Source organism: Glutamicibacter sp. (assembly GCF_032154645.1).
GTDB lineage: Bacteria > Actinomycetota > Actinomycetes > Actinomycetales > Micrococcaceae > Glutamicibacter.
Window position 1 is genome coordinate 1 of sequence record NZ_JALDXV010000012.1, and the last position, 18,424, is coordinate 18,424.

At 56.7% G+C, this 18,424-nt stretch carries 17 protein-coding genes; 6 read left to right on the forward strand and 11 right to left on the reverse strand.

What is annotated here, in order from left to right:
- Nucleotides 1-794, forward strand: a 794-nt coding sequence (locus RUH64_RS10960) for a GNAT family N-acetyltransferase (protein ID WP_313813351.1), incomplete at its 5' end; no start/stop codon positions are given.
- Nucleotides 795-843: 49 nt separating this feature from the next.
- Here RUH64_RS10960 and RUH64_RS10965 read toward each other — a convergent pair.
- Genes RUH64_RS10965 through RUH64_RS10975 form a run of 3 tightly spaced genes read right to left on the reverse strand, consistent with a single transcriptional unit; the run spans nucleotide 844 to nucleotide 2,317 of the window.
- Nucleotides 844-1,398, reverse strand: coding sequence for a dihydrofolate reductase family protein (locus RUH64_RS10965; RefSeq protein ID WP_313813352.1), 555 nt, complete (start codon nucleotides 1,396-1,398; stop codon nucleotides 844-846).
- A gap of 37 nt (nucleotides 1,399-1,435) precedes the next feature.
- A complete protein-coding gene (locus RUH64_RS10970; RefSeq protein ID WP_313813353.1) occupies nucleotides 1,436-1,687 on the reverse strand; it encodes a hypothetical protein in 252 nt (83 codons plus the stop codon).
- Nucleotides 1,688-1,699: 12 nt separating this feature from the next.
- Nucleotides 1,700-2,317 carry a class II glutamine amidotransferase gene (locus RUH64_RS10975; protein ID WP_313813354.1) on the reverse strand — a complete coding sequence of 206 codons (618 nt, stop codon included), beginning with the start codon at nucleotides 2,315-2,317 and terminating at the stop codon, nucleotides 1,700-1,702.
- Between the two features lie 730 nt (nucleotides 2,318-3,047).
- Between RUH64_RS10975 and RUH64_RS10980 the strand changes: the two genes are divergently transcribed.
- The 5 genes from RUH64_RS10980 (at nucleotide 3,048) to RUH64_RS11000 (ending at nucleotide 8,697) form a co-directional block, all read left to right on the forward strand.
- Nucleotides 3,048-3,506 (forward strand): prevent-host-death protein, encoded by a 459-nt coding sequence (locus RUH64_RS10980; protein ID WP_313813355.1) that lies wholly within the window; start codon nucleotides 3,048-3,050, stop codon nucleotides 3,504-3,506.
- A gap of 2 nt (nucleotides 3,507-3,508) precedes the next feature.
- The gene (locus tag RUH64_RS10985; protein WP_313813356.1) at nucleotides 3,509-3,859 is read left to right on the forward strand and encodes a hypothetical protein; all 351 of its coding nucleotides are present in this window, start codon (nucleotides 3,509-3,511) and stop codon (nucleotides 3,857-3,859) included.
- A gap of 483 nt (nucleotides 3,860-4,342) precedes the next feature.
- Complete coding sequence (locus RUH64_RS10990; protein ID WP_313813357.1) at nucleotides 4,343-5,377, forward strand: IS30 family transposase; 1,035 nt, start codon at nucleotides 4,343-4,345, stop codon at nucleotides 5,375-5,377.
- A gap of 210 nt (nucleotides 5,378-5,587) precedes the next feature.
- Nucleotides 5,588-7,921 (forward strand): AAA family ATPase, encoded by a 2,334-nt coding sequence (locus RUH64_RS10995; RefSeq protein ID WP_313813358.1) that lies wholly within the window; start codon nucleotides 5,588-5,590, stop codon nucleotides 7,919-7,921.
- A gap of 389 nt (nucleotides 7,922-8,310) precedes the next feature.
- Nucleotides 8,311-8,697: a hypothetical protein gene (locus RUH64_RS11000; RefSeq protein ID WP_313813359.1), complete on the forward strand. Its 387-nt coding sequence runs from the start codon at nucleotides 8,311-8,313 to the stop codon at nucleotides 8,695-8,697.
- A 72-nt stretch (nucleotides 8,698-8,769) separates the two neighbouring features.
- Here the strand turns inward: RUH64_RS11000 and RUH64_RS11005 are convergent, their stop codons facing one another.
- The 8 genes from RUH64_RS11005 to RUH64_RS11040 form a co-directional block, all read right to left on the reverse strand.
- Complete coding sequence (locus RUH64_RS11005; RefSeq protein WP_313813360.1) at nucleotides 8,770-9,492, reverse strand: SprT family zinc-dependent metalloprotease; 723 nt, start codon at nucleotides 9,490-9,492, stop codon at nucleotides 8,770-8,772.
- Nucleotides 9,479-12,580 (reverse strand): type I restriction endonuclease subunit R, encoded by a 3,102-nt coding sequence (locus RUH64_RS11010; RefSeq protein WP_313813361.1) that lies wholly within the window; start codon nucleotides 12,578-12,580, stop codon nucleotides 9,479-9,481. The genes RUH64_RS11005 and RUH64_RS11010 overlap by 14 nt, the downstream gene beginning before the upstream one ends.
- Nucleotides 12,577-13,773: a restriction endonuclease subunit S gene (locus tag RUH64_RS11015; RefSeq protein WP_313813362.1), complete on the reverse strand. Its 1,197-nt coding sequence runs from the start codon at nucleotides 13,771-13,773 to the stop codon at nucleotides 12,577-12,579. The genes RUH64_RS11010 and RUH64_RS11015 overlap by 4 nt, the downstream gene beginning before the upstream one ends.
- Complete coding sequence (locus RUH64_RS11020) at nucleotides 13,770-16,220, reverse strand: N-6 DNA methylase (RefSeq protein ID WP_313813363.1); 2,451 nt, start codon at nucleotides 16,218-16,220, stop codon at nucleotides 13,770-13,772. Before RUH64_RS11020 ends, RUH64_RS11015 begins: the two co-directional genes overlap by 4 nt.
- 81 nt (nucleotides 16,221-16,301) lie before the next feature.
- Complete coding sequence (locus RUH64_RS11025; protein ID WP_313813364.1) at nucleotides 16,302-16,499, reverse strand: helix-turn-helix domain-containing protein; 198 nt, start codon at nucleotides 16,497-16,499, stop codon at nucleotides 16,302-16,304.
- A 141-nt stretch (nucleotides 16,500-16,640) separates the two neighbouring features.
- Nucleotides 16,641-16,925: a hypothetical protein gene (locus tag RUH64_RS11030; protein WP_313813365.1), complete on the reverse strand. Its 285-nt coding sequence runs from the start codon at nucleotides 16,923-16,925 to the stop codon at nucleotides 16,641-16,643.
- Complete coding sequence (locus RUH64_RS11035; protein WP_313813366.1) at nucleotides 16,925-17,905, reverse strand: caspase family protein; 981 nt, start codon at nucleotides 17,903-17,905, stop codon at nucleotides 16,925-16,927. Before RUH64_RS11035 ends, RUH64_RS11030 begins: the two co-directional genes overlap by 1 nt.
- An 11-nt stretch (nucleotides 17,906-17,916) precedes the next feature.
- Nucleotides 17,917-18,288, reverse strand: coding sequence for a TIR domain-containing protein (locus RUH64_RS11040; protein ID WP_313813367.1), 372 nt, complete (start codon nucleotides 18,286-18,288; stop codon nucleotides 17,917-17,919).
- Nucleotides 18,289-18,424 lie beyond the last annotated feature (136 nt).

Here is an 18,424-nt window from a genome sequence, read left to right on the forward strand (position 1 = left end):
CGCCGTCGAGGATTGGTGAACGCAGAATAATGACGACGATTGCCTCCGCACAGGAAGCACTAAGCCACTGGCATCAGGCGCTTGCCGTTGCCACCGGCGGAAAGATCTTTACTACCCACGGGTGTTCGTGGGCATGGCAGCCGGTACGCAAGCGACTGGTATTGCTGTTCCCGGAACACGCCGAAGCAACTGGATTGCGTCCGGCCTTGGCCGAAGGCATGCGCCTCGGAGCCCGCCGAGTTGAAGCCTGGGTGAATTCAGGGGCAAATGCCTCGGAGCTCAAGGCCGTTGGCTTCAGCGACAATGCGCAGGTTTCTTGGCACGCCGGACCGCTGGCGATTCCGATGGATCGTTGGGATGGAAAGATCCGACTGGGCAACAATGTGCCGGAAGCAGTCGGTGCCGACGCAGAAGAGCTGGCGGTGACGAATCTCTGGCGAGAGGTCGACACCCCGCTGTCCAGCGGGCACCCTGCGTTGCGTCGTGTGGAGCATGCTGTGGCGCGCACCGACGACGGCGAGATTGTCGGGCGTGGATTCGCCCAACAGGGTTTGGGTGGTCAGCTGATGATTCATTCGTTGGCTGTCGGCCGCGGGTACCGCCGCCAGGGTGTAGGCACCGCACTGCTACATGGGCTGTCCCGGTCAATGGTTAATCCATTGGCGCCCGACGAAGAAGTGATTCCAGAACTACTGGCCGCTGCTACCCCTTCGAGCGCTGAATTCTTCAGCGCGAATGGGTTGAAGCTACTGGGCCGCGGGCGTCACATGGTGTTGCGTTCCTGGAAGGGTTGATTCCCCGGTGTACAAGTGCCGGAGCTGAGTTCGGCTCCGGCACGGTGCATTAACGCTTGATGCGGTAGACCAACCTGGCAAATGGTCCGGCCTGCTTCGCCTGCACCAGTTCCAATCGATCGCTGCCAATATTGCGTGGAAGCAGTGCAGCTCCCCCTCTCACAGCAGCGGGGGCAACTGTCATAGCGAGGGTGTCCAGCGCGTCAAGGTCAAGGAATTGTCCAAGGAGTTCGCCGCCGCCAAGAACCCAGATGTTCTTCTCGCCGGCGACCTCACGAATTTGCGGCAGAACGGCTGCCAGGTCTCCCGAGACAAACCGAACATCGGCGCCTTGAGGAACCGGCAGGTCACGCGTCGTAAAAACATAGGTCACGACCCCTGGATAGTATTGCTGCCATTTTTCGGGGTGGGCCAGCAAGTCTTCATTTTCCAGCAGCCATTGATAGGTATGAGACCCTTCGACGTGGACTGCAACGTTAGACGGCAGTAAGTCAGGATCCGGTTCTCCTGCGCCTGGAATTTCGAAAAGCCATCCAAGGCTGTGATTCTCATCGGCAAGGTAGCCGTTCAGCGTGACGGCCGCATCGAAAATAATCTCTCCCATGGTCCCAGCATGACACAGGGCACCGCCTTGAACGCAGTTAGAGATGAAGATTCAGCGGGGTGAATTGCGGGCTCTGGCCGGCGCGGATGATCCCGATGCTTCCGCTGGGAACCTCAACCCACGTGTGCTTGCTCCAATGTAGCTCCAAGGGTTCGGACACCACTAATTGCGCGTTCATGGGGAGCCGATCTTCACCGCCGTCGATGGTCACGAGCATGGTGGGTCCTGCTGCGTGATAGAGCGTTGGTGCTGCGGCATCCGGGGCGTCTGGACTAATCCACCGGAGCACTATTAGTTCATCTCAGTTCGAGGCGCAGATCGTCGCTCGAAAAGGGGCAGAGATGCTGTGTTCCACTCTGGCCCGTTCAACCCTGGCCACCATGCGAGAAAGCGCCGCGATTGGATCTTGTTCCAGTCCGTAGGTCAGCGCCAAATAGAAACATACTTCGGTATCCGCATTGCCCAAAATCGAGGGATAGAGTGCTGGATCTACATCGAAGGTAAGTTCTCGTTTGATGTTTGCGAAGTCCGGCACGGTCCCATTGTGCTGGAACATCCAGCCATTGTGCACGAATGGGTGGCAGTTCTGTTCAGCAATGGTTCCCCCAGGCGCCGCGCGGACATGAGCCAAGATACATCCTGATTCGATCTGTGCGGCGAGGTGGCGCAAATTCTGGCTGTCCCAAGCCGGTCCGGTCTGCCTATATTGGCCCAATGTTCCGTTGCGTCCTGCCCACGCCATACCGAAGCCGTCCCCGTTGGTGGGGAAAGCATGACGCGCGAATTGCGAAGCCAGCGGATCGCTTGGCAGATAGAGCTCTCGTGCATGCAAGCTTTGATCGATCAGCGAATGATTCGGGCGCACCAGAATGTCAGCGATTTCGATCGACGACCCAAGGTAGGCAAGCCATCTGCACATAATTTCTCTTTAGGCTCGGACAACATGCTGTGTGTAATTAACCTAAGTCCGGATGCTCGCCGCGACAATAGCCAAGTCCTTGCTTCTCTTTGTTCTCATTAGGGCGATTGGGATACGCCAGCGTGGACAAAGTCGATCCGGTTGTCAGTTATTTAGAAACAAAGGCCAGCTCGAATTCTTATTGCGTTCCGAAAAGCTTGCGGTCCCTCCTATTTGAGCTTCTTTGAGAGGCTGTGGACGGAGTCTATAGCTTCAAGACTATTGGACCTACAACAGACGAAAACTCAACGACCCCATTGTTATTGATGTGACACGTAAGCAATGAGAAAGCGGCGACACCTCACGATCGCGCGCAGGAGTGCGCGATTCAGAAGGCTTATGCCTTAGTGCTTTGCCGGCTAGGTTCTGTCGGTCGGCGAGATGCCAGTCTGTCAGCAACGTTGATTCCCTAGTCCAAGATTGCAGCTTCGAATAATCCTACGAATTTACCCTTCTTAAAACTTTCGGATGTTTAGATATCAATGTCCGTCTGGCTCGGTATAGATACTGTTAGTACGTTGAGCTGGAGGACTTACGTGAATAGAGCTACTCAGTAATGAATCAATTGTTGGCCGCGAGTATGGATTCCCGCTTGTCGCGTGAGGTCCCGGCGATTCAATTGGTAACCGGCAGGTAGCTGTCCTACACATTTCCCCTAGACTTCCGAATACATTCCGAATAAGATGGATGTATGACCATCGCAGCCGAAACCACGATAAAGACACGGCGCTCCTCGGACCTGAGCAAGCACTCAGCCGAGGTTTTCGCTGAGGCCGAAGACCACCCTGTCACAGTGACTCGCCGGGACGGTGAGGCGCTGGTGCTAATGTCGCAGCGCGAGGCGCAAGGGCGCGCCCGCCTGCTGAATTTCGCTGCTCAACTGATCTCTGTAACCCTCGACAACCAGGGCACACTTGCCGAGCGCATGAGCCAGACCTTTCCTTGGATGCTTGCCCTGTCGCCAGCCGATCGTGAAACCTGTGCGCAAGAGCTCGTCGACGCTGCGCGGGCGTCATTTTCCACCAACCAGCCGAATTTAGCGATCGCCGAATTGACATCGTGGAAGGAAACAGCCACCGCACTCGCTGCAGGACTTGGCAGCGTTGACCTGGAATGGCTTGAAGACGCCGTGACTGTGGAGCGTCCCTGATCGTGGCAGTTGCCAAGAAAGGGTCATTAGTTCCCCGTCCACCGAAAAAGTTCGAGTACGAGATCCGCTTCGCCACAGCCGATGCACAAAAGGGGTGGCGGGATCTGGTCGCGACGATCCGCAACCCCATGACCGAGACGTGGGACTTCCTCACGCGCACACCTTTGGCGACAACCCCGACAAACTACCGCTTGAAGGGTGAGCTCGGCGCGATCCAACGAGGTGGTGCGACTCATGAGAGGTGGCAGCACAAGCCGACGGCCAAGGGTACTGCGCGGATCTGGTTCTACGTTGAAGACCGCAAAGTGTACTTGGAGCAGGTGCACACCAGTCATCCGAACGTGACGAAATAATCGGACAGGTAAATCACCGGATGGGTTGCATAGTCAGGACTTGCAAAGGCCCCGCCTACCGTAGGCGGATTCTAGCGGTCGTCGCAACACCTCAAGTTTTGAGGAGTTGCGACGACCGTGTCGTTTTCACGAAAAGAGATTGCTCGACTAAAGACTGAATTTCTGGTCGAGTTCCACAAGTGTGGCAACGCGAGCGAAGCTGCTCGCAGGGTCGGCGCGCAGCGCGGTAGCGAGTACGCGTGGCTCAGGGAGGCTGGCCTGAAAGCGGCGACCCCGGGAGGTCCTGGCAGTGGACACCGTCGGGCAGAGCACCCTGCGAAATGCGAGTATCTGCGCCTGCGTGGTGCAGGGCTCAGTAACGCCGTGGCCGCTCGCAAAGTAGGGATCAACCCGCGAACGGGGCAGGACTGGTATCAAGGGATCCGGCACACAGCGAATGCGCGTATCTATCCCGATGGCCGTGTTATCGATTACAACACTGGTATGACCAGAGAACAGGCCACACTGGCCCGGCTTGAACAATCGATTGATGCCCGCTTCCTTGCTTTGGGAGAACGGGAACTGATCACGGACTTGCTTGCGGCTGGGGCATTGGTTCGTGAGATCGCGCGAAGATTGCATCGTGCTCCGTCAACGATCAGTCGCGAGGTCCGACGGAACGCTCCAGTTCAAAGCCCATATGGCGCCTACCGGGCCCAGCGCGCGGCTGTTGCTCGGCGAGAGCGCCCGAAACCACGCAAGCTTGATACGAAGCCGAGGTTGCGCGCGTACGTGATCGACAAGCTGAGCTTACGATGGTCCCCGGAACAGATCTGTCACGCTATGGAACAAGAGTTCCCTGGTGATACGGAGATGCGGTTGACTCACGAGACGATCTATCAAGCCCTGTATGTGCAGGCGCGCGGTTCGCTGCGCAAGGAAATTGCTGCCGCTGTTCGAACCTGTCGCACCCACCGTAAACCTCATCGACTCCCTGGGGAACGCACCCCGCGTTTCACGGATGGGATGATCATGATTAGCGACCGGCCAGCCGAGGTTGAAGATCGTGCCGTGCCTGGTCATTGGGAGGGAGATCTCATTGTGGGGGCGGCGAATGGTTCCGCGATCGGCACCCTCGTTGAACGCTCGTCCCGGTACCTCATGCTGGTGCATCTGCCCGGCGGGCAACACGATTCCGAGACCGTCGCGAAAGCTCTCACCGCGACGATCAGCACTCTGCCCGCACACCTGCGCGGGTCTTTGACCTGGGATCAGGGCGCGGAGATGGCGCGGCACAAATCGTTCACGATGGCCACGGACATGCCGGTCTACTTCTGTGACCCGGCCAGTCCTTGGCAGCGCGGATCGAACGAGAACACCAATGGGCTTTTGCGTCAATATTTCCCCAAAGGTACTGCTCTGAGCGTGTTCGGTCCTGAGGAACTTGAACACGTTGCCCAAGAGCTTAACGGTCGGCCACGCAAAACGCTCGGCTGGGAAAACCCAGCCGAGCGTTTCAGCAGCTATATTAAGCTTTAATAATCACCCCGGTGTTGCGACGACCGCTAGAATCCGCCCGAGACCGAGGCCTTGCTTGCTCGCTTCAGAATCCGGAGGTGGGAAACCGACGGACACGGAAGTCACGGAGCTTGCTGTCTCTTGCCAGGCCACAATCTGTCAGTGCAGGTACTTACAATTAACTGCAACACGGTTCTTCGAGCCATACTAACCAAGGGGCAGGGGGCACGCATGCGTGTACGACAGGTCTGGATCCGCTTTTACAAGTCGTTCAATTTCGACTATGAATTGAAAGCGACGCCTGGAGCGAAGCCGATGGCGTGGCAGCAGGTCGACGGCGTCTGGATGCCGCACGTGCGCATCCCTATCGAGCCCGACATTACAGCTGTGGTCGGTGCGAACGAATCCGGCAAAACTCATTTACTAGACGTCATCAAGATTGCACTCACAGGAATTGGCCTCCGCCAGCGCGACTTCTGCCGGTCTTCAACGCTGTTCTCTGTAGAACACGGCTCCCGTCGCTTCCCGGAGGTCGGTCTCACACTCGAGCTTGGCAGAGGTGAGGCAGCGGATATTGACGCCCAAGACATCCCGCGGCGTAAGAATGGCGATCTACTGTTGCTGCGTCCAGAGCCAGACGTTGTCGTAGTGGTGAATGGTGATGACGAGCGCGTCATCCTTACCGAAGAGCAGGCAACTGCGGTTCAGGACCTTTTGCCGTACCCACATGAGATGAACACTGAAATCGCATTACCGGACTCCGTCTCGATCGCAAAACTCGCCAACAACGGTGGCGGGCTAATTGCGCGAAAAAAGCGGCTCGAACTGCTCGGATTGTTCACTTCAGTGACCACCGCCGAAGATGTCACTAACTCCGCACCCAGCATTGTCCAGTTGGTAAATGGAGATCCGTCGCTCGAGTCGGCGAAGCAACAGGAGCAACAGCTCGGCATCGATCTGCTAGTGAAGATCGCTCGCATCGAGGAATCGAGTTTTCGAGAACTCCAGAGCGCAATCGCCGAAGAGCGCGAAGGCCTCGTCAATGGCCTCATCCAGGAGATGAACAACTCGATCGCTCGCCACTTGAACGTCTCGCGATGGTGGAGCCAAGATCCGGAGTTTCAGCTGCGCATTTCACCGAGGGAACACGAACTCGTGTTCACGATCCGCGACCGCACGGGGACTGACTACTCCTTCACGGAGCGGAGCCGGGGCCTGCGCTACTTCCTCAGTTACTATGTGCAACTGCTCGCCCATGATCGACCGATGTTGACCCCCGAGATCTTGCTTATGGACGAGCCTGACGCATACCTATCGGCGTCGGGTCAACAGGACCTTTTGCAGGTGCTCGAACACCATGCGCGTCCAGAGGACGATGTTCGCGAAGACCAAGTGGTGTATGTTACACACTCGCCATTCCTTATTAACCGCAACGCCGGCCACCGGGTGCGAGTAGTCGACAAGGGTGCGCGCGACGAAGGCACTAGATATGTCAAGGATGCGACTCGCAACCACTATGAGCCGCTACGCACCTCTCTCGGCGCGTTCGTCGCCGAGACCGCGTTCATCGGAGGCGACAATCTCTTCGTCGAGGGAATCGCAGATCAGGTTCTGCTTGCCGGTATGAACATGCGGTTACTGCGCGCCGGGACTGCACCCAGCTGTTGCCTCGACCTCAATCAGGTGACCATCGTCCCGGGAGGATCAAACATCCCCTATATGCTCTACTTGGCTCGCGGTCGCGATCAGGTCAGGCCCGCTTGCGTTGTCTTGGTCGACGGCGATGCTGCCGGCCAAACGGCGCTCAAGCAGATTAGGAAGGGCGGCGCGCACGGTAAGCCGACCGTTCCCGATGACCTTGTTGTGCAGCTGGCAGAGTGGTCGACCACCGCATCGCTCGATGTCACACCCGGGGTTGTCGTGCGTGAGACTGAGGATCTTGTACCTGTGCAGGTTGCCGTCTCAGCCTCCAGGCGCTATGCATGCTCGTTCCTCGGCCTAGAGGAGGACACTGCGAAACTGCTCAGCGAGGAGGGTGTCACGAGTCGGCTCAACAATAAAGACGGGAGTCTGTGGGACGCGTTGGCAGAGGCCTTCGAAGCTACCTTCAGCACGCAGATCAGCAAGGCAGGGTTCGCGAAAGAGCTTTTGGCATATCTGGGTGCTTCCGTTGGCAGTACGAGCCGCCCGCCCGGTGTTCCAGCGTTGGACAATAATTTCAGTCTCCTAATTGAGCACCTTGCCGATAAACTAAGCCTGGCGCGGGAGCGCGAATCCGAAAGTCGTCGCGACCAGCGTATGGATCGCATTATTGATACTTTCACCGCCGACCATTCGACGGGTTGCACACGGGATCAAGCTCTGACTGTTCTCAAACGCCTTGATAGCGCTGCGGATGACAGTACGGCTGGGGACGTCGTTCGTGTCGAGACCGTACGGTTGCGTCGGGAGTTCAAGCTCACAACTGAGCCCCTCAAAAACGTCGATCGCTACTCTGTGTTCATCGAACGCCTAGGCAATGTTCGCCATCTCGAACGCCTCCGCGATCAAGGAGTTCTCTCCTAACTTACTCGTTGAGAGCGACAGCGGGCCCCAGCAGTCATAGGTAGCGTTGCTTGCGCAAGTCACCCCCGTATACTCCGAGGTCGTCGCACTTCAACTTTCGCAATGAACTCGTTAAGGATGGCCGACGGTTCCACGGGCGCGGCTTACAGGTCGGGCAGGTGCATGAGGAACGTCCTTTAGTCGGATCACCGAGTCGTGCCCGTTCGCGGCAAAGCGCAAGCATGGCTTGCCTTCGCGTCCGTTGGCCTTCGGTGAGCGCGAAAAGTAGCCCGACTCGATACCTTAGATACATACACTTATTGGCAGTCGAGTCGCAATTCTATGGGGATTCGATTCGCACTCGGACTGGCCACTCCCGACCGACCTTCGCCTCGATTGGCCTCACGAAGATGGTCGAGAAAGACCTTGCCAATAGCGGCTTTCTGTTCAATAGTGAGTGGTTTCGCCGACTCACGGATCTTCTGGACATGCGCCTTGTGAGCGGTCCATCCGAACGAATCAATCAAGTCGGACACTCGGATGAGGACCTTATTGACCGGACGCCCGTCGCCACCGCTGATCTTCTCTGCGCGAGCTGGAAGGACACCCTCCCGTATGCGACGCCAAATCGTCTTGGTACTGCATCTGTGACGTTCGGCAGCAACTGCAACGTCAAGCCATTCGGCTTCCGGCATTTGTATTCTCCATCGTTGAATCGTCAGGCAGACCAGATGCGCCGCACTGCCCAGAATGGAAATACTTTCGCCCCGGGAGTCCGAATCAGAAGTCTCGAATAGTCACCGGGGCGTTACTCAACTAATTCTACCGAAGGCAACTCGAACAAGCGAAGCCACCGACACGCAAGGGTGTCAGTCCCATTCCTCGTGACCTAGCGGGGCATCGTTTAGCTCCTGACGCCGCGCCCGCCAATCCGGGAGGTACTGGTCCATTAATGCCACGAACTTCTTGCCGTGCCCCTTTTCAATCAGGTGTACGAGTTCGTGAACCACAATGTATTCGAGGCATCGCGGATCCTTTTTCGCCAGCTCAGGATTGAACCAGATTGTCCGCGAGCCGGTAACGCAGGTTCCCCACTTGGTCTTCATACGACGCACAACGTACTTCTCGGCATTGACGCCCAGAATAGGTTGCCATTTCTCCAACAATGCGGGGAGTGCGGCCTTCAACTCGCGGCGGTACCAACGGTCCAATGCCCCGAAGCGACCTGCTGCGTCGGTTCCCTTAGGCGTGATCACCCAGAGCGTGTTCCCTTTGGGCTCAACTGCATATGCGCCGCTCTGCTTGGAGACGTCGAGAATATAACGCTGCCCCCACACGTAGTGGCTCTCCCCCGAAAGCATCCTGCGTTCGCTCTGGCGCTCTGCTTCCCGAAGGTGCTTGCGCTGATTCTTGATCCACGAGAGGCGCTGCACGATTGCAATGCGGATTGCATCCTCGGTGGTCCGATGTGGAGCAGCAACACGTATCCTGCCCTGCGGCGGGTAGACCGAAATGTGCATGTTCTTGATATCTTTGCGGACGACTTCGATATCGAGTCCTGCGACCGTGAAATCGTAGTTAGTGATACTCATTGTTATTCTTCAACAGCTCGATGAGTGCGGCCAGCGATTCCTCTTCGATGCCGACAAGTTCTTTCCGCAATTCGCGTGCGAGTGCGCGTTCCTTCATTTTCCCTGCTCCTGGTGCGGCCCACCCATGCTCTTTGCTTGATTGAATCCGGTCATGCAGGGCTTTGCAATCGACAACTAAGTCCTTCGGTTGCCAAGTAAAGTCTACAAGTGCTCTACGGGCCGGCGTGTGCGCCCATTGCGGGTAAGAACGTCCGTCAGCCGCTTCGCGCATGCCAATGTTCTTCGCCACTTCAATTAGTTTGCGCAGGTACTCCGCGTAGTCGTCGGCGTCTTTCTTCTGCTTCTCGATGAGAGCATCAAGGAGTTCGGACATGTGGTCGTAGTAGCGCGGGTTCATAGCGTGTTCATCAACGATGGTCTTCCTCACGTTGTTGATGATTGTCTCCGCAGTGGCTGCACTACTGCCCTTGATCCTGGCTGGTAACGTATCGATTGCGTCAGCGTCGCGTTCGACAATTAACTCCACGAGTGTCTTGTCGAGGTCAGCGACTTGTTCGACAGGAGTAGCGTTGATATACGTGTCAAGGAGTTGGCGCATGCCAGCCTCGTATTGCTTCATGTCGATGTTCTCGCCAGCCCCGGCCTCGACTTCACTCTTGACTGCGACGTAGTGCGCAACCTCTGACTTGATCGACGCGATCTCACCCGACGTAAAGCCGACTGCTTCCATGTCGCTGGCAACGGCCCCAAACGCACGAACGAGGGTGGCAACGGATTTGTAGAGGAGGACGCGCTGGGGTTCGTTGTCCTTGATCTGCTCCACGCTTCCTGGTGTGGATGCCACAAAATAGTGCTGGTACTCGAGCGTTCCCTTGGGCGAGGCGACTGGTTCGCACAGAGCACGTACGGCGTCGAGAGCTTCGTCAAGATCTTTGCGTTCTTGTTCCGCACGGTCGTCGATCAGTCCATCAACGTCGTCGGTCTCGTATTCACCGAAAGCCTCGGAGGTATAGTCTGTGACCGTCTTGTCGAGCGACTTAAACAGATCGCGATAGTCGACGATGTAGCCGTAGGTTTTGTCGTCGCCGTCGAGTCGGTTGACTCGGCAGATCGCTTGGAATAGTCCGTGGTCGCGCATTTTCTTGTCGATATACAGGTACGTCGCGCTCGGTGCGTCGAACCCGGTTAGGAGCTTGTCGACCACGATCAGCAGGCGCATTTGGCCCGGTTCCTTGATGAACTTTCTCTTGACGTCGCTTTCGAACTCCTCGACTCTCCCGACCGCCTTGTCGGGATCCTCACCGAAGTGGTCGGCGAGCATCTGCCGGTAGATCTCGTACTTGCGAAGTTCCTCTGTGTCTCCCTCCCCTGCGTCTTCTTTGGAGATTGCAGTCGGGTTGGGTTTGTAGCTAGTGACGATCGCGACCTTGCCCCGAAAACCGCTTTTTACAAAAGCTTCGTAGAATGTGCAGGCTTGATAAACCGAGTCGCTCACCAGCATGGCGTTTCCCCGACCGCTGATCAGGCGGGGTTGAGTCTCCATATCCATGAGGATGTCCTGGACGATTTGTGCCGAACGGGGCGCAGAGGAGAAGACCTTCTGCATCGTCCCCCACTTTTTCTTCAGCCGAGCCTTCGACAGGTCAGTAAGGTTGCGGGTCTTCGCGTCGAACCACTTGTCAACCGCGGCCGTTCCCTGGAGTTGCTGTTCAACCTTACGGGCCTCGTATTTTAGGTCGAGAACGACGCCGTCTCGGACAGCCTCGTCGAACTTGTAGGTGTGGATGAACGACCCGAAGGTCTCGATGCTGGTCTTCTTATCGTTCTTCAGCAGGGGTGTACCGGTGAAGCCGATGAACATCGCTCCTGGCAACAGGTCCTTCATGACGCGGTGCATCTTGCCACTTTGCGTGCGGTGGGCTTCGTCGACGAAGACGAAGATGTTGCCCTTGGCACGGAACCCTTCGGGAATCTTTGTCCTAAGCTCCTTAGCGAATGCTTCAGCGTCCTGGTTTCGGATATTGTCGTCGTTGCCGCGGAACTTGTGAACCAAAGAGCACATCAGCGGCGGGTTGGACGTGTTGAGCATTGAGAGCGTGTCCGCGCCTGACCGGGTGCGAACGATCTTCTCGCCGACTCCTGAGAATCCGTCCTCGATCTGCACGTCCAGTTCGGTTCGATCCGTAATGACGAGAATACGAGCGTCGTGCTGGGTCTCTAGGATCCACTTTGCCAGCCACACCATCGTCAGGCTCTTGCCCGAGCCCTGGGTGTGCCAAATGATGCCACCTTCGCGCTTGGCGATGCGTGCCTGGGCTGCTTTGACTCCGAAGTATTGGTTGTGGCGCGGGGACTTCTTAACACCCGCGTCGTAGACGATGAAGTCATGGATGATCTCCAGGAAACGCTCCTTGGAGCACATTTGCGTGATCGCCAAGTCAAGGTCCGCGTTCTCCCCTTCTTCTTTCCACCGAAGCCAATACTTTTCCGGGGTATCGATCACCCCATAGTGCAGCCCCTCGACATCGTTGCCAGCGAACAACATCTGGACCGTAGTGAAGAATGGACGTACGAAATCCGCACGTTGATTTCCGATACTCTGCCGAATACCACTAGCGAGACTCACCGTGGAGCGCTTCAGCTCGATCACGCCGAGCGCGATACCATTCACATAAAGCACAAGGTCAGGCCGTTTAGCGTTCTCCCCCTTGATCGTCACTTCTTCCGCCACGACGAAATCGTTCGCTACCGGATTCGCCCAGTCGATCAGATGAACCGCTTGGGTGGCCTCGCCAACGTCAGCCTTGACTCTCGCTCCATAGCGAAGAAGCTCGTAGACCTTGCGATTCTGATCGTAGAGCGAACCGCCACCGCCAAGAGCAGCCACTGTCAGCAACTGCTGGACGGCACGCGAGACCAGTGTTTCGTCATACCCGCGACCGAACAAATACGAACGGAGCTTCGCTTCGTCGACGTTGCGATTATCGTAATACTTCAGGTTGCCGCCATAGTCGTACCCCAATTCCTCACGGAAGTGACGGACCACTCGGTCTTGTGTCTCACGTTCTTTCTGGCCAACTGCGCTCATGCCTCCTCCATCTCCTGCAGGCGGGTTCGACCAGTCAACAGCTCCTGCATCATTCCGACTTTGACAGCACGTGCTGAGGCCAATTGGCGCTCAAGAGTGAGGAGCTCATCATCTACGTCCTTGAGAACAACTACAATTGCGACCTGCTCCTCAATCGACGGGAGGTCAAGCTCAAAGTTTCGCACCATGCCCGCATTCAGGTTTGATTGAGTTCCTTGCTGTCCCAGAAGCTTTATATGTCCTTTGCGGTACTGCAAGGAATAATAGAGAAACTCCCGATCCAGTCTGGGGCCAGCATTTATCCCAAGAATGGCTTGACTTGACGCGACACGTCCAACTGCAAGACTACATTCGCCGAGCGATGCGTACATGGCATAGAGGACGACATCGGGTTCGTAAAGCTTGGCCGCGCTCGACGCCAGGCCGTCTTCAGTAAGAGTGTTTTCAGTAACCTCGATATATTTCCCATTTTTGGTCATATCCGAAATCGAGACCCAGGGAATCGATCCCCCGTAATATTTGGGGATCGAAGACGGTGGCGTGCCTCCACTTCCCATAGTTGCAATCGCACCTAGCTTCTCTTGTTCCCACTCCTCAGTAAACCCAGGGAGACGCGTACGGCCGGTAAGGAGTTCCTGCATCAAGCCCTGCTTGATATCACGCTTCTTGGCAATCAACCGCTCCAGCGCACGGATAAGGTCATCCACGGAACGCAGTGCCGTAGCGATTGCCCTCTGTTCAACAGGCGGCGGGACGGGCAGCGGGACCCTTAGGAGATTCTCTTTGGTCAGGTGAGCCAGGCTCGACTTCCCGACAATCGCGTGAAGCGTTCCTGTAGCGACGAAATACTCAAGAAAAGCTGCAGCCAGTTCGGGATCGTATCCTTGTCTGGGGCGCAAGCGGTGAAGAGTATTGAGGTAATAAGCTTCTGGAACTTCACCACGCCAGACACTGGAACGCCCTATCTCACCACCCTCGCAAACAAGCACGTCGCCTTCAATTAGACGCAAGTCACGAATGTCAGCTTCGTTCAATAACTCAACTGCCGCCACCGACGTGTCGACATATCCCCAGCGCACGCCCCGATTGTTGATGCAAACCTTTGGGACTCCTCGCGCAACAGCCGCGTCCACACGCTTTCCAAGTTGAACGAAAAACTCGTCGCCAACAGTCGACGTGCCCCACTCAATCATTCGCGGATCCCCAAGTCTGCTAGTTGGCATTCCACCTTTTCACCAAACCGAATTACCAATGCAGCCAATTCACCGACCGTCGTTTCGTACCGTTTAGCAAGCGTGCCAAGGCGTTCGATCAAAGTCTGTCCGAGCGCGGTCACTTCATCATTGATCCGCCCCTGAATCGTCACGCCCCACTTGCCGCGTATGACCAGGTCCTGCACCTCGGCCGCAGTCAGCACTGCGTACTTCGCTACAGCTTTTTCGTTCAACGCGATCGTTGCTTCCTTGACCGCGCTCTTTGCCTTCGTCTCTGCCGCGTATAGCGCAATGACCTTGGTGAGCGCGGCGATCTCCTCGCGATCTCCACCGCTGGCCTTCAAGTCCTTAATCGCAGCCTTCGCGATGGCGTTCGTGAGCTTTCCTTCGTCATCGACAGCATCCAAAAGCAATCCGCCCTCTACGGCATGTTCTTCGATGAATTCTGTAACGGCGAGTGTCGCCGAGTCTCGTTCTTCGATCAAACGATCCAGTTCGGCATGCTCCGTGGCGAAATGGCGGGCGATTATGTATTCGGGTGGGAGCAGGTCCATCACCCAGCGCTTCGCCTTGGCCCCTGTACCGAGAACGATATGGGCCTCTTCGTACTTGGTTTTATTGTTCTTGTCCTTCCACGTTCGCGCCGCGCGGGGCCGCACGGCCCCCGTCCACCCTTCCGCCGCGATCAGGGACACGTCATCATGCATAACGTCGTTCCAGAAGTTCATCAATTGCTCATACACACCGTACTCGTCGATCAATGGACGCGCCCGGAAAGCTACCAGCAGTGCCTCGGAGATGTCGTGGATGAGTTCGGCGGGCTTGGTGCCCGCTTCAATCTTCTGGAGTAGCGGGCGCTTACTCGCCCAGCACGATTTCACCATTTCAGCGGTGCCACGGTTAAAGGATGCGTACTCGACGGAGCCGGTAACTCTGTCCTGAATCGTGCTCGGTTCAACCCTCAGCTGAGAGTAGCCTTCTCGGAGCGGGGCAAAAAGTTCGTTCCGAAGACTTGGGAAGGCATCCCAGTACGGCTGGAGGGCTTCCAAGTCTCCGTTTGGAATTCCTCCGAGCACGTGCGCGCGGAGATCATGGATGTCCTCAGGCTCGGAGGAATCAATGTATCTCGGAATGTTGAGGTTGTAATCGTTTTTTGGATCCGCGATCTCGCTGATTGGCACCATACGCGAGTAGCGAGGGATCTCTTTGCTGGCGATGAATGCGTCGACGATCTTATGCATGTCGCGTGGGCGGAGCCGGTTCTTGGGTCCGTCTTTGGCAAAGCCCTTGCTGGCGTCGATCATGAAAATCCCGCTTCGTGCCTGGGCGTCCTCTTTGTCGAGCACGATGAGGCAGGCGGGAATGCCGGTGCCGTAGAAGAGGTTGGCCGGCAAGCCGATGAGCGCCTTAATATATCCGCGCTTGATCAACTCAGTACGGATTCTCGCCTCGGCGTTCCCTCGGAATAGCACGCCGTGCGGGATGACCACGATTCCCTTGCCACGTGGCCGCAGCGACTTGACCATGTGTAGTAGAAATGCATAGTCGCCGTTCTTATCCGGCGGTGTGTCAAAGCCGTCGAATCGGCCGTAAGTAGAGTCGAAACCATTGGTCCAGGTTTTGACAGAGAACGGCGGGTTTGCCACCAGATAATCGAAAGTCTGGAGGTTGCCGTTATAGGTGAATTTCGGATCCGCGAGGGTATTGCCCTGGCGGAGGTCGTGGGTCTCGTTGCCGTGGAGGATCATGTTCATCCGCGCGAGCGCCCAGGTGGCGTTATCATTCTCCTGACCATAGATCGTCAACCCGTTCGGCGCTGCATCGGCGACCTTGATCAACAGCGATCCGGAACCACAGGTCGGGTCGTACACGGTAGTCGATTTGGGAGTATCTGCCGGGATCTGGAGCAGCTGCGCCATCACGCGGGAGACCTCGGCCGGGGTGTAAAACTGGCCTTTGCTCTTGCCGGACTGGGTGGCGAAGTGCCGCATCAGGTACTCGTATGCGTCCCCCAGCAGATCGTCTCCCTCGGCTTTAGAGCCGGTGAAGTCCATGTCCTGGAAGATACCGATCAGGTTTGAGACCTTGGCTTGATGCTCTTTGCCGGAGCCGAGCTTTGCGGGATCGTCGAAGTCGGCGTTGTTGATGACACCAAGCAGGTCGTTCTCCTCGGCAAGACGCCTTACCGCGATGTTGACCTTCTCACCAACATCGGGCTTGCCTTTGAGCGAGACCAGGTAATCGAAAGATCCGTCTTCGGGGACGAATATTAGCGACGAGTTATCTGCCTTCGCCTTGTCGGAGACGTACTTCACGAACAGCAACGTGAGGACGTAGTCCTTGTACTGGCTCGCGTCCATCGAGCCACGGAGCTCGTCTGCGCTGCTCCACAACGAGGAGTACAGATCCGATTTCTTCAGCGCCACAGTTCACTCTTTCCAATTTCCAATTCTTAAGTCCCCTGACGAGAGCTGCCTTCACGAGAGCGCAGATACTGCTCAGGCTATTCATAAACCATCGCCTACGCTCGGCACCGCGGCCCCACCACTTCGGACCCATGCGTCAACCGCACTGGCCTGGAACTTCCACAGCCTTCCGACCTTGTGGGCTGGCATCGAGCGTTCGGCGATCCAGGTATAGACAGTCTCCGTGGTGACGCTCAGATGCGAGGCGATCTCGTCGGCGGAAAGCCACGGTTCTATCACTAAAGCACTCCTCGAGCCTGACAGCGCAGTATAACGGCTGTCAGACTCGATCCTACCGGAATTTGACTCGATCTGACTTGGTTTGGATCGGTTGAGCAGTTGAAACCCTCGCTTAGGCGACGAGTGAACTTCTGGACGGCGTCACTCGTGGGCCAGCGCATCGATGACGGTTGGCAGGTATTTGCGGACTTGCTCCCGGTCGCTCTCCTGTTCCTGATCGGACAGCTCGGAGTAGGTCGTTTCAATCTGCGCCTCCCACCGCGCCGCCAATTCGGCAGGCACAATCAAGGAACCGTCATCACGGCGCTCACACTGGTCATGTACGTACTTTTGCCAGTGCGCCCACCGCTCGTGCTCGATCGCGGCTAGCCTTTCAATAGTCCGTTGACTCTGAAGGATCTCTCGGATACGATCCTGCGAGTGCATCAGATCAGCGCCTGGTCAACAAGGGCCCAGTAATGCTGTCCAAGAACCGTTAGCTCACAAGCCTTCGATTCCATCGCAGCGTGCCACATGTGTGGAGCTCCGACCGGGCGGACAAGATTCACTTTGACCAGCGCCTGCAGCACCGCAAAGTCCGCGTTCTTGGCAGGATCAGGCGCAGGGGTCGAGGCGGCTTCGCTGCCTGACCGTTCGGGTTCATATGTGGGATCGAGCTGGAGCTGCGCAGCGGGATCGTCGAACAGGTACGTAAGTTTTCGCAACTGCGACAACTCGATAGGCGCGTCAGTCGACCTAAGCGAGACGAACTTCTTGACGTTTGTTTTGAACACCGGGCGCTGCGTCCAAGGACCAAGAGACTGGTCTATATGCGCGTAGACGCTGCCGGGCGTCACCTCGCCCACAAGGTTGGCGGCAGCGCCATTGAGCGCATCCACAAGCAAGTTCGTGAACACGCCCGAACCGCCGCGCTCCATGGCGTACTGCTCAGCCGTGGATGCCGTCAGGATAGTAACACCCTCCTTGATCTCTGCGACCCGGGCAGCGACAGGGTTACCACCCGCGATACCACTGTGGCAGCTGTCAAGAATGATCACTTTATTTTTCGCAGGCGAGGCATTAGCGAAAGACATCACATCCGCCAGTGATAGCCCGTCGTGCCCGTTGGCACAGTCGCTTGCGCACAGGTAACCACCGGCACCGTCAACGTATCCATGCCCTGAGAAATAGAACAACGCTATTTCTGCATCATCCTTGAACAACTCCTCGACAGCGTCACGCAACTCGTTACGTGTAACCGCCGCCCCCGGCCCCGTGCCAGTCAGCAGCAACGGTTGAGCGAAATTAAGCGTGCCGTCCGCATGATGCCCCAGCATGCTCTTCATACTGTAGGCATCGTTCACTGCACCCTGCAAAGAGCCGATCTTGTCGTAGTGGTCGATTCCAACGATAAGTGCTTTACGCATGTCGGTACCCCTCAGAGCGAATCAATGAAGCCGGAGATGTTTGCGTCGCTCCAAACCACCGTGCGGACACCAACAATGGGAGTCCGATCGTTCGAGTATGCCCAGATGCCGAGAAGCGGCTTGCCCTCTTCCTTGGCGCACTGAATCTCCCATTTCTGCCCTGAAGACGTGAGCGAGTTCTTGCTTACGAGCACAATCACTCCATGAGAGCGGCGGATGCGTGTGCGGACCTTGTCTTTCCAACCGGAATCGTAGGGTTGCTTCACAGACATGTCCGTGAACTCATACGGTGAGCGCGGTCCTAAGGACTGGCCCTTTAGAAAATCTCTCTGTCGTTCGTCTTCGATTGCAAACGCAACGAACACAACCTTTTTCTCAGCCATGATCTGATCTTTCCATTCTTTGAGCCGCGGCACCGTATATGTCGCGTCCAAGCTCAGGAACAGGCTAACGGTCACCACCGACATTTAGCGCTTGGCCAATGGCGGGTAGCCGAGTCATGTGCTAGGCATCGGTCAG

Excerpts from the sequence above, each read along its gene's own strand:
- RUH64_RS10990 (WP_313813357.1), top strand. The coding sequence starts at position 4,343 with ATGACCAGAGAACAGGCCACACTGGCCCGGCTTGAACAATCGATTGAT.
- RUH64_RS11005 (WP_313813360.1), bottom strand. The coding sequence starts at position 9,492 with ATGAGTATCACTAACTACGATTTCACGGTCGCAGGACTCGATATCGAA.
- RUH64_RS11010 (WP_313813361.1), bottom strand. The coding sequence starts at position 12,580 with ATGAGCGCAGTTGGCCAGAAAGAACGTGAGACACAAGACCGAGTGGTC.
- RUH64_RS11040 (WP_313813367.1), bottom strand. The coding sequence starts at position 18,288 with ATGGCTGAGAAAAAGGTTGTGTTCGTTGCGTTTGCAATCGAAGACGAA.
- RUH64_RS10995 (WP_313813358.1), top strand. The coding sequence starts at position 5,588 with ATGCGTGTACGACAGGTCTGGATCCGCTTTTACAAGTCGTTCAATTTC.
- RUH64_RS10975 (WP_313813354.1), bottom strand. The coding sequence starts at position 2,317 with ATGTGCAGATGGCTTGCCTACCTTGGGTCGTCGATCGAAATCGCTGAC.
- RUH64_RS11030 (WP_313813365.1), bottom strand. The coding sequence starts at position 16,925 with ATGCACTCGCAGGATCGTATCCGAGAGATCCTTCAGAGTCAACGGACT.
- RUH64_RS10980 (WP_313813355.1), top strand. The coding sequence starts at position 3,048 with ATGACCATCGCAGCCGAAACCACGATAAAGACACGGCGCTCCTCGGAC.
- RUH64_RS11000 (WP_313813359.1), top strand. The coding sequence starts at position 8,311 with ATGGTCGAGAAAGACCTTGCCAATAGCGGCTTTCTGTTCAATAGTGAG.
- RUH64_RS11035 (WP_313813366.1), bottom strand. The coding sequence starts at position 17,905 with ATGCGTAAAGCACTTATCGTTGGAATCGACCACTACGACAAGATCGGC.
- RUH64_RS10965 (WP_313813352.1), bottom strand. The coding sequence starts at position 1,398 with ATGGGAGAGATTATTTTCGATGCGGCCGTCACGCTGAACGGCTACCTT.
- RUH64_RS11015 (WP_313813362.1), bottom strand. The coding sequence starts at position 13,773 with ATGATTGAGTGGGGCACGTCGACTGTTGGCGACGAGTTTTTCGTTCAA.